This window comes from Marinobacter xestospongiae (assembly GCF_023156385.1).
Classification (GTDB): domain Bacteria; phylum Pseudomonadota; class Gammaproteobacteria; order Pseudomonadales; family Oleiphilaceae; genus Marinobacter; species Marinobacter xestospongiae.
The window spans coordinates 133,279-144,610 of record NZ_JAKZAK010000005.1 but is presented as its reverse complement, the minus strand read 5'-3'; the positions used below and the strand labels follow the sequence as shown (position 1 = coordinate 144,610).

At 62.1% G+C, this 11,332-nt stretch carries 8 protein-coding genes; 4 read left to right on the top strand and 4 right to left on the bottom strand.

All coding sequences use genetic code 11. The features are described from left to right. Positions 1–224 precede the first annotated feature (224 nt). Entirely contained in the window at positions 225–2,120 is a 1,896-nt protein-coding gene (locus MLD24_RS05090) for an ATP-binding protein (protein WP_248164767.1), read from the top strand. A gap of 105 nt (positions 2,121–2,225) precedes the next feature. After that, positions 2,226–4,193, top strand: coding sequence for a methyl-accepting chemotaxis protein (locus MLD24_RS05085; protein ID WP_248164766.1), 1,968 nt, complete (start codon positions 2,226–2,228; stop codon positions 4,191–4,193). A 101-nt stretch (positions 4,194–4,294) separates the two neighbouring features. On the opposite strand, the gene MLD24_RS05080 is transcribed toward MLD24_RS05085, so the two are convergent. The 4 genes from MLD24_RS05080 to MLD24_RS05065 all read right to left on the bottom strand — a co-directional run bounded on the left by MLD24_RS05080 (position 4,295) and on the right by MLD24_RS05065 (position 9,615). Then, complete coding sequence (locus MLD24_RS05080) at positions 4,295–4,888, bottom strand: PEP-CTERM sorting domain-containing protein (protein ID WP_248164764.1); 594 nt, start codon at positions 4,886–4,888, stop codon at positions 4,295–4,297. A 228-nt stretch (positions 4,889–5,116) separates the two neighbouring features. Beyond that, positions 5,117–6,514, bottom strand: a complete 1,398-nt coding sequence (locus MLD24_RS05075) for an efflux transporter outer membrane subunit (RefSeq protein ID WP_248164761.1) — start codon at positions 6,512–6,514, stop codon at positions 5,117–5,119. Positions 6,515–6,517: 3 nt separating this feature from the next. Beyond that, on the bottom strand, positions 6,518–8,464 hold the full coding sequence (locus MLD24_RS05070) for a MacB family efflux pump subunit (RefSeq protein WP_248164758.1): 1,947 nt from the start codon (positions 8,462–8,464) through the stop codon (positions 6,518–6,520). After that, complete coding sequence (locus MLD24_RS05065; RefSeq protein WP_248164755.1) at positions 8,461–9,615, bottom strand: efflux RND transporter periplasmic adaptor subunit; 1,155 nt, start codon at positions 9,613–9,615, stop codon at positions 8,461–8,463. Before MLD24_RS05065 ends, MLD24_RS05070 begins: the two co-directional genes overlap by 4 nt. A gap of 246 nt (positions 9,616–9,861) precedes the next feature. On the opposite strand from MLD24_RS05065, the gene MLD24_RS05060 reads away from it, so the two are divergent. Together MLD24_RS05060 and MLD24_RS05055 are read left to right on the top strand one after the other, a co-directional pair. Further along, positions 9,862–10,380: a sigma-70 family RNA polymerase sigma factor gene (locus tag MLD24_RS05060; protein WP_248164752.1), complete on the top strand. Its 519-nt coding sequence runs from the start codon at positions 9,862–9,864 to the stop codon at positions 10,378–10,380. After that, positions 10,377–11,321, top strand: a complete 945-nt coding sequence (locus tag MLD24_RS05055) for a DUF4880 domain-containing protein (RefSeq protein ID WP_248164749.1) — start codon at positions 10,377–10,379, stop codon at positions 11,319–11,321. The genes MLD24_RS05060 and MLD24_RS05055 overlap by 4 nt, the downstream gene beginning before the upstream one ends. The last annotated feature ends 11 nt before the right edge of the window (positions 11,322–11,332 follow it).

Here is an 11,332-nt window from a genome sequence, read left to right as displayed (position 1 = left end):
GGCTGGCAGGGCGGAAACCGGCATCAGATTCGGCCTGGGACGTCAACGTAGCAGGCCGACGCCGGTTTGACTATTCTTCAGCCAGCGGCTGGTGAAGACCCTGAAAAATCTGAACAACAGGGAGCCTTACCGGTTCGATAAAGACACTGCCAGGGGAACCAATGGCCACGCCTCGACTCATGATTCGCCACAAGATAAACCTTGGTTTCTCCCTCGTGTTCGTCATGGCCCTGCTCCTCATATTCATGGTCGTCGAGTTGATCGTGAAACCCAAGCTGACCCAACAGCAACAACAACAGATAGCGCTGAACCAGGCGGGCATTGTGGAACTTCTTGGCGCCAAGCTGAGCCAGACGGAGTTTCTCACCAGCACCCTGGCCATTGCCGCCACCCGGTTGCCGAAGGATGAAGCCCTGTTCAAAGAACTCTTTCCCCGGGTGATCGACAACCACGGTGACGCCACCATCGCCGGTGGTGGTATCTGGCCGGAACCGGGTACCTTTGCAGAAGGAGTCACCCGTCGGAGCTTTTTCTGGGGTCGTGCAAATGGCGCCATGCGGTTTGTAGACGACTACAACGACCCCGATGGCGCCGGCTATCATAACCGGGTGTGGTACCTGGCCGGCCGCGACGCCCCCGCCGATCGTTGCCAATGGTCGAATGCCTACACCGATCCCTTCACCCTCACCCCGATGGTCACCTGCACCATCCCCATGTACGACAACCGCTTCGTTGGCGTCGCCACCGTGGACATGCGGTTGGATGGCATCACAGACATCCTGTCCCAGTATGGCGCAGAGAACGAAGGCTACGCGTTTGCCATCGACAACGTCGGTCACATGATCAGCTTCCCGTCGACAGCAATTCGAGCGGACGACAGGGCGACCTCACTGATCACCGCAACCGCGCTTGGCCAGCGACTGCCATGGCTCAAGACGACGTTTGAGCATGCAACCGCCCTCCAGGACACCGATATGATCGAACTGCCGAAGGACGAAATCCTCGGCGAGGCCGCCTATGTCCACCTTATCAGCGTCCCGCAAACCGGCTGGGCCATCGGCCTAGTGGTTCCCAAAAGCCGGATGATAGCAGCTGCCAAGAGCACCGGTCTGTTCCTGATGCTGGCAATCGGCGCTCTGCTCTCGGCGGTGGGCACCGTGGCGGCTATCAGCCTGCGTAAACTACTACAGAAGATTCAACAAACCACCGGGCAGGTCCAGGAGCTGGCGGAAGGTGAAAGCACCCGCGTACTCGATACCGGCCCGCTCAACGAGATTGGCGAACTGCGACTGGCGGTCAACGCCTATGGTGACAAGCTGAAATCGCTGCTTAAACATCTGGAGGAGGTTCAGGACGAACTGGTGCAAAGTGAGAAGCTGGCGTCCCTGGGCTCACTGGTGTCCGGCATTGCCCATGAACTCAATACGCCGGTCGGCAACGCGCTGATGTCCTCGACGGCCATCCTGGACGCGAAGCAGGACTTCACCAGAAAACTGGCCGGACAACTCACCCGCAGCGACATGGAGCATTTCATCGAGGACGTTGATGAGGGTGCTCAGATCATTGAACGGAACATGACTCGGGCCGCGGAACTGATCGGCGCCTTCAAACAGATCGCCCTCGATCAGGCCAGTTCCAATCGACGTGTATTCGAGCTTCAGGAGCTGGTCAACGAAGTACACCTGTCGATGCGCCCCACCCTGCAACGCACCCCCTGTCGGCTCGAGATCGATGTGCCGGCCTCGCTTTCGTTGGACAGCTACCCGGGCTCACTGTCACAGGTGCTGATCAACCTGATCAACAACGCGGTGATTCACGCCTTCAACGAGGATGAGCCGGGAACCATTCGAATCACCGCCCGGGCGGCAGCGCCGGGTTGGCTGTCGCTGAGTGTCAGCGACGATGGCTGCGGCATTCCGAAAGAGCTGCAGAAACGCATTTTTGATCCGTTCTACACAACGCGGCTGGGCCAGGGAGGGTCAGGACTCGGCCTGCACATCACCTTCAATCTGGTGACGGGCATACTCGGGGGCCGGATCGATGTCAGCAGCAGCCCCGGAAGTGGAAGCTGCTTCACCCTGACGCTGCCGGTCACCGCCCCGAACCGGGAGGAGTCATAAGCGAGCAGCGAAAAAATCGGGCACAGAGCCTTGAGCGAAGCCGGGGATTCGTATCTATACTGGCGGGGAGGTCCACGCTGTACAAATATTTTGAGGATGTAAATTTTGACGTTGAACCAAAAAATCAAAGTATTGGGCATCAGCCTTCTTGCCGGTTCTTTCCTGACAATCTACCTGGTTATGACGTTTGTGGCTCACCCCGAGTTGGAGCAGCAGGCAATCGCCAATGCCGGCCAGGCCGTGGAGAACAGCCGAAGCGAAATCGAGAAGACGCTCACGGAAGCAGCGGTACTGACAAGCACCCTGGCCGCCCTGGCCGAAACGCTCCCCCTGGAAAAACAGCGATTCATCAGCGAACTGGCGCCGGTGGTCGACCACTACGGCAACGCCGCCATCGCCGGTGGCGGCATCTGGCCGGAGCCGGGCAAGCTGACACCGGGTAAAAGCCGGGATTCGCTGTTCTGGGCCCGCAATGGCCAGGGAGGCCTGGACCTGCTGGATGATTACAACGACCCCCAGGGCAGCGGCTACCACAACGAAGGCTGGTACACCGCAGGACGGAGCCTGGCACCGGGCCAGTGCGCCTGGTCGGAAGCCTATGAAGATGCGGTGTCGGGCACCCCGATGGTCACCTGCACTGCGGCAATCCGGCGACAGGGCGAATTCTGGGGTGTCGCCACCATTGACCTGATGCTGTCGGGGCTCAATGACCTGATGACCACCCAGAACGACATGACCGGTGGCTACAGCCTGGTCATCGACCAGACCGGGCGTATTGTCTCGTTTCCAGGCATTCGCTCAGAAAACCTGAACATGCAGACCCTGGACGACGCCATCCGCTCGCACCCCGGACTGGCCCCGCTCAAGACCGCACTGCGCGAGCCAGAACCGTCCTATCTGTCTGACGAAGTCACCGGTTCGGATCGCGCGGTGCTGGTGCAGTCCGAGCTGGAACAGCAGGGCTGGACAGTGGCCATGATTCTTCCTGAATCGACTGCGTTGTCGGCATTGCAGCGTGTGAGTTCCGGCCTCTACCTGACCCTGCTGCCGCTGGTTACCCTCTTCGCCGCCGTGGTGCTGCTGTTCGGTCGGAGCCTGATCAGGAGCATTCAGGAGACAACCCGGCAGATCGATGCCCTCAGCGAGGGCCAGCACGGCAGCAAGCTGACCATCGCCCGTGCCGATGAGGTGGGCGAGCTGAGAACGGCGGTCAACGACTACGGCACCCACCTGGAAAGCATCCTGGCCCGGGTCGCCACCGAGGCCAGCAGCGTCAAGACCGGCGCGGACAACCTCCAGGCCCTGAGCCATACCCTCAATGACCGCGCCAGCGATCAGATGAAGGAAAACCTCACCCTGGCGTCCGCCATCAATCAGATGTCCGCCAGCGCCTCGGAAGTGGCGAGCAACACCAACAACGCAGCGGATACGGCAGAGGACGCGTCGCAGCTGGTGCAGGAAGGCCAGGTCGCGGTCAGCGAGAACGGTGAAGCGATCGCCCAGCTGGCCGAGGCGCTTCGCGAAGCCTCCTCGGTGATCGACAAACTGGCTTCGGATTCCCAGCAGGTGGGGTCGGTACTGGAGGTGATCAAAGCCATTTCGGAACAGACCAACCTGCTGGCCCTGAACGCGGCAATTGAAGCGGCACGGGCCGGTGAACAGGGTCGGGGTTTTGCTGTGGTCGCCGACGAGGTGCGCTCGTTGGCCGCCAAGACCCAGGAATCCGCCAATGAGATCGACGGCATGATCCAGCAGCTCCAGGACGCTGCCCGTCAGGGTGTCCAGGTGATTGAATCCAGCCACCGGCTCTCGGAGTCCTCCGTTGAGCGGGCCCAGAAAGTTCGCGAGAGCTTCGAGGGAATCGTGGCGGCGTTTGACAACATCAAGGAGCGCACGGTCAGCATCGCCGCGGCCTCAGAGGAACAGGCCAGCGTGACCGAGGAGATCAGCCAGCTGGCGGAACGTATCCGGACCATCTCGGAACAGAACGCCCAGGACGCCTCGGAGCTGAAAGACATGAGCTCGGCATCCACCGAACAGGCTCACCGGCTGGAACAGATCAGCAAGCAATAGCGGGGTCGTTAAGGAACCCTGATTGGCATGTAAAAGAAACTGACGCCGTTGCAGCATCACCGCAACGGCGTTGTATCACTTCGCAAGGGAGGTCTATCGACTTATAACAGTTGCCCTGGCTGCTTTCTCCGACGCCGAAGCCCCATGCCAATCAAGCCGAGGGACAACAGCATCAACGCCGCCGGTTCAGGCACCTCCGCCAGCAATATCTGCTGCACCGAGAACTCGTGATACGGGGAATACAACTCGATTTCCCGGAAACTCTGGGCAACCGTCACATCGAACAATCCGGTCAGGGCATCATCCGCCGTAACACTCTGCCAGGCCCCGTTGTCGAGACGGAAAAACACCTGATCGTCGTAGGTACAGCCGCATAAAGTGCTGGTTTCGCCAGAGAAAAAATTGCTGAGGATAAAACTGTCGACCTGGCGCTGGGCGCCCAGATCAATTGTCAGGCGCTCAAATCCCGGAGGTTCGGAACCATCGGCCCACCAACTGAGCGTGCTGATGCCAACCCCCAGCAGCGATGTCTGGAAAAGCTTCTGGGCGCTGGCGCTAACGCCCCCGGAGGTGTGGCCGGACTGGTTGTTGGCACCACTCCAGCCTCCATCACGAAAATCGATGGCTGCAGCCTGGGCTGCGTTGATTGTTATACATGCCGAGATCAGGAGCAGTGCGCCCAGTGCCCGTTTCATTATTGTTTCCATGGTGAGTCCCTTTCTACCTGAATGGGGTGTCCGCCCTGCAATGCCTCCAGTCCTTGGGCAAGGCGTTGCCCCGAACACAGCAAGAAAACGACCAATCACCAAAAACGCCAATAAAACCGGCGATTCACAGGCGCCACGACGGTGTGTGTTTCATCAAACTGTAAAGCCCGTCGACGAGGGTACAGCGCCGACAGGCAACCCGCGGCTCCAGGCGCCCTAACCTCCCGCTATCGCCGCTGGAGCCTCTGGCCAGCGTCCCAGCGCTTTGTACAGATCCACCGCCGCCTGCAACCGCTCGAGGCGCGCCTGGCTGAGCTGGCTGCGAACGCTGAACACCGATTCCTGGGCGGATAACAGCGTCAGCAGATCATCGGCACCCTCCCGATAGCGCACCTCGGTCAGCCGGAGGGCCTCTTCAGCCTGTTCGCGAATGCGCTCCAGCCGCAGTTCCTGCCCCCGATACAGCGCCACCCGCTCCTGAGCGTCACCCACCTCCTGCACCGCCGTCAGCAAGGCACTGCGATACTGGGCCAGTAACGCCACCTGGCGGGACCGGGACAACGCCACCGCATTGTCCCGGCGGCCTCCATCGAACAGGGTCTGGGCCAGGCTCAACAGACCATTGGCGCCCGTCACCGGGTCCGCCAGGCTCAGCAGGCTGGTGTTGGTCAACGTCACCGCACCGCTTAATGACAGCGAAGGCAACAGGGCAGCTCGAGCCACTGCGACGTCCGCAGACGCCGCCTGCAGCCGTGCCTCCACCGCGGCAATGTCGGGCCGCTGCCGAATCACCTCGGCAGGCAGGCCACTGGCAATGGCCGGCACCGACACCGCCATCAACCCGGCCTCCGGCAGGGCCTGCTGATAAGGCATTCGCCCCGTCAGCACCTGCAACGCAGCCTCACGGGCCTGGACCTGGTACTGCAGGGGCGGGATGGCGTTTTCCCGGCTCAGCACTTCGGTACGCTGACGGGCCAACTCCGACCGGTCCGCTGCCCCCAGGCGATGGCGCGCGGCCACCAGCGTCAGGGTGCGGCGGGCGATGTCCAGATTGCGCTCCGCCACCTGCAGCCGCTCCCGCGCGTCCAGCAGCTGAAACCAGGTAGAAGCCACCGACGCCACCAGCGTCAGCCGGGCGCCGGACAGGTCATAGCGCGTCGCCGCCAGTGTCGCCGTGGCGGATGCCTCGCTGGCCCTTAATCGCCCCCACAGGTCCACTTCATAGCTGATGTCGAGCCCAAGCCGAGTCGAGCCGGCATTGCTGGTGGTACCGTCCCGACGGCTGATCTGCTTACCCGTGCTGCCACTGCCACCAACCTCCGGCAGCAGCGACGCCCCCGCATTGCGCAATTGCAGATCTGCCTGGATCACCGCCTCGGCAGTCGCCGCAAGATCGGGATTATGCTCCAGCGCCTGTTCCACCAGCGAGATCAGGACCGGGTCACCAAACGCCTGCCACCACCGGGTGTCCATGGCTGGGGTGGTGTCAGTTTCGCCGAGGTGCCACTGCTCTGGCAGGGGCAACGGCGGTTCGACGGATTCGGGTTCAAAGGTGGCACACCCAGGCAATGCCAACGCGGCGGACACCACGACAACAGACAACAGCAACTTCACAGGCTACTCCGACGCCAATGCATGAACCGGGTCCAGCTTGGCGGCCTTGTGGGCCGGCAGGTACCCGAAAAACAATCCGGTGGCGAAGGCACAGCTGAAGGCCAGCACCACCGGCAGCCAGGTGACCGCCACCGGCGTATCGAACGACGCCACCGCCTGGGTCGCGGTTAACCCCAGCCCCACCCCGATCAGACCACCGATGGACGACACCAGCCACGCTTCGGTCAGAAACTGTTGCAGGATATGCCAGCTGCGGGCGCCGGTGGCCATGCGGATGCCAATCTCCCGGGTACGCTCGGTAACACTGACCAGCATGATGTTCATCACCCCGATGCCACCCACCAACAGGGAGATAGCCGCGATGGAACCCAGCAGCCAGGTGAGCGTGTTCTGGGTCTCGGACACCGCCTCAATCAGCGACGCCATGTTGAAAATCTGGAAGTCCTCGGTGCCATGGCGGGCCAACAGCAACTGGTGCACGCTGTCCTGGACCTGGTCCATGCGGCCGGTGTCAGACACCGCCACCGTCACATTACGCAGGTGTTGCTGACCGAAGATACGCAGATTGCCGGTGGTGTACGGCACCAGCACTACATCGTCCTGGTCGTGCCCCATCGGGGATGCGCCCCGCTCCGTCATCACCCCGATCACCTGAAACAGCACGTTGTTCACCATCAGGTAACGTCCCAAGGGGTCCTGGTCCGGAAACAGGGCCTTGGCGACCGACTGCCCAAGCACCGCCACCGCGGCGTAGCGGTCCTCATCCGCCTCGGTGAAAAAGCTGCCCCGGGCCACCTGCCACTGCCGGGCCCGCACAAACTGGTGCGAGGTGGCGTTGATCTCGGCCTGGTGATCGAGATTGCCGTACCGCATCACCTGGGTACCCGTTACTTCAGGTACTGCAGCAAGAATCCCCGGCAATTCATTGATTGCTTTGAAATCGCCAGGCACCAACGTGGTCACATTCCAGCGACCGTGGCGCTGCTCCGGGCCACCGGGTCGCACCAGCAGCAGGTTACTGCCCATGGCACTGATGCGATCCACCACATCCTTCTTGGCCCCCTCCCCGATCGCCAGCATGGTGATCACCGAGGCAACCCCGATGACAATGCCCAGCAGCGTCAGCGCGGTGCGGAAGACATTGGAACGCAGGGAACGCAAGGCGCTGCGGAAGGCCTCCTGCCAGTCAACCAGCATGGACGTCCGCCGGTTGGCGAGCGGTTTGGCCCCGGCTGCGGAAGACGTGGGCAATGGTTCATCGAGGCCAGAGTCGCCGGTGATCTCGCCATCAGCAATGGTGATCTGGCGATGGGCAACCGCTGCCACGTCGGGATCGTGGGTAATCAGGATCACCGTGTGGCCCCGCTCCGACAGCGATGCCAGTAACCGCATCACATCCCGCCCGCTGGCGCTGTCCAGGGCACCGGTGGGCTCGTCCGCGAGGATGATCTGGCCACCGTTCATCAAAGCCCGGGCAATCGACACCCGTTGCTGTTGCCCGCCGGACAACTGCGACGGTGTATTGGCCAAGCGCTCCGCCAGCCCCAGTTCCTCAAGCAGGTGAACCGCCCGGGCCCGACGCTGATCAGGCGCCACACCGGCGTAAATGGCCGGCACCTCCACGTTGCCCACCGCACTCACACCGGGCAACAGATGATAGCTCTGGAACACGAAGCCAAAGGCTTCCCGGCGCAGATGGGCAAGCTCGTCCCGATCCATGGCGGACACATCCCGGCCATCGAAGGTGTAGGTGCCGCTGTCTGCCACATCCAGGCATCCCAGGATGTTCATAAGGGTGGATTTTCCCGAACCGGAAGGTCCCATGATGGCGACGAACTCACCAGGGTGAATGGTCAGGTCAATGCCCTTGAGCACCGGCACCGCCAGTTCGCCTTCGCCAAAGGTGCGGGTGATGCCCTCCAGCCGGATCAATGGTACTGGCGCGGTCACCGCAAGACTCCCCGGAACCTGGGCCGATCCCCGTCTGCTCCAGCCTGGCCCGGTGTTTTCAGCAGCACCTCGTCGCCCGCAGCCAGGCCCTGGCGAACCTCAGTATGGACCCGGTTGCTGATGCCGACTTCGACCTTGCGGGGTTCACTGCCCGCTGCGGTCGCGAGCTGCACTTCGCCGTTGTGGATCGCCGTCGCCGGAACCCGCACCACATCCAGCGCCTCTTTCACCACAAAGAACACTTTCGCCGTCATCTGCGGCAACAGCCGGCCTTCGCTGTTGGGAACACGAAACAGCGCGTTGTAGAGCACGACGTTGTTGGTGACCTCGGGCGTTGGCTCAACGTAATCCAGATTGCCTTCGATCCGGTCGTCCGGATTGCCCAGGGTGGTGAAATACACCGCCATGCCGGGCATAAGCCGGCCAATGTCCGCCTCAGACACCTGGGCCCGCACCCGCATGGTCTGAAGATCGGCGATGCGCATCAACACCGGCGCCTGCTGGACCGCGTTCAACGCCTGCCCCTGGCGAGCGGAGATGGACACCACGGTGCCATCCATGGGCGCGTAGATACGGGCATAGTCAAGGTTGGCCTCCTCCGCCCGCAAGGTCGAGGATGTCTGCTCGATCTGCGCCTCCAGCATGGCCACCTGGGCCCGCGCCGACGCCAGGCCCGCCTCGGCACTCTGCAGGGCTTCCTCGGTAGTGGCATCCTCCGCCATCAGATTGCCCTGGCGGCGGTACTGTATCTGCGCCAGTTTCAGGCTGGCTTTGCGGTCCTCCAGCTGGGCCTGCTGGTTCCTCAGTTGGGCGCGGGTGGCATCCACCCGTGCGGTGTAGATGGTTGGGTCGATCTCGGCCAGTAGCTGCCCCTCTTTTACCCGCTCCCCGACCCGCACATGGATCACATCCAGCTGGCCGGACACCTGCGCGCCGACATCCACGTAGGTGTTGGGTTCCAGCACGCCGGTGGCGCTGACCAGCACCTGGACATCGCCACGATCCGCCTTCGCCGTGGGTAAGGGGTGTTTGGACTCGCCGTCATCGGCCAACAACCAGCCGGCAACCGACGCAATGGCCAGAGCCGCTATCAGAATCAACAACAGGGGTAAACGCCGCCGACGACCGGGGCGGACTGTGGTGGGGGACATGCGGTGACTGCTACCTCCGGTAAAACCATGGACGCCACAACCCGACGGCCAGAAGCCAGACAGGTCGCAGTGGACAGGATGACAAACTAAATGAAAGCGGTTCTCAGGAACAGTCTAGGCGCGCGGCTTTGCAAAAGATTTACCCTTCGCACACCGGACAGGACATTTTTCGGCAACCGTGTGCCGACTGGTTGAAAGTAACAAGTAAATGAATAAAATGATACGCATTATCATTCATGGTGAAGTATGTCGACGCCTCACACCCTCTCACACGATGCCATCGGTGAACTCTATCTCGGCCACCACGGCTACCTTCTGAACTGGCTACGTCACAAGCTCGGCTGCCGTCAGCAGGCGGCAGACCTTGCCCAGGACACCTTCATCAAACTGCTGAACCATCGCCAGCGGCACGACAAGCCACTGGACATCCGCGAACCCCGGGCCTACCTCACCACGGTGGCTGGCCGCCTGGTAAAGGACCATTATCGGCGCCAGAGCCTGGAAACCGCCTACCAGGAGGCTCTCGCCGCGCTGCCAGAACGACATTACCCCTCTGCCGAAACCCAGCACCTGATTCGCGAGGCCCTGTACGAACTGGATACCATCCTTGATCGGCTGAAGCCCAAAGTCCGCCAGGCATTCCTGCTGTCCCAGCTCGACGGGCTGACCTACGCCGCCATTGCCGAACAGTTGGAGGTCAACCTGCGTACGGTCAAGCGCTATATGGCAACGGCGTTCGAGGAATGCATCATGGTGATGGCATGATCGATCGGGATGTCGCCCGGGAGGCGGCGCAGTGGCTCAGCTTGCTGTGCAGCGGTGAAGCCACCGCGCAGGACGAAGCAGACTGTCTGCGTTGGCGCCAGGCCGACCCCAGGCATGAGCAGGCCTGGAGCAAGGCCGAGGCGGTCCGCCAGAAACTCGGACTGATGCCCAAACCGGTAGCGCATGCCACACTGGGACGACCACGCCTGCAACGGCGGGATGCTCTCAAGGCGCTCGCCGTGATGGCCGCGGCCGGCGGACTCGGTTACCAGGTGACAGAGCGGGAGTGGTGGCGCCACCTGGAGCCGGGCTACCTCACCGCAGGCCACGGTGAACAACGGCAACTGCGCCTGCCCAACGGTATTCAGGTTCATCTGAACACCAACACCCGGGCGGTGGTTGAGGAGCATGGCACCTCCCCGAAGTTGCGGCTGCTGGCCGGGGAACTTGTGGTTGAAACCGCAGTCGGCAGCGACGAACCAGATTTTCTTATCGCCACTCCTCAGGGGAGCATTCGGCCACAGAGCGCCTGTCGTTTACACGTTCGTGCCGTGGACAGCCAATACTGTCGCCTCAACATGCTGACCGGGACCGCCACACTGGCACCAGGCCAATCCAGCTCGGTGATCAGCGCCGATCCGGGTGTTCGATACGACTACAACGCCAACGGTTTGCTCCAACAGGCGCCAGTCCAGCCCTACGCCGACGCCTGGACCCGTGGGGTGCTGGTAGCCGATAACCTGAGGCTGGACGAGTTCGTGGCGGAGCTGCAACGCTACCGGCGAGGCTATGTGCGATTAGCCCCCGGCATTGCCCACCTGCGGATCTCCGGCGCTTTCCAGCTGGCCCGGCTCGATCACACCCTGACCGCCCTGCCCCAGACGTTGCCGGTGCAGGTGCGCCAGTTGACTGGACTGCTGACGTTTATTGAGGCCGTTTGAGCACAGTCTGT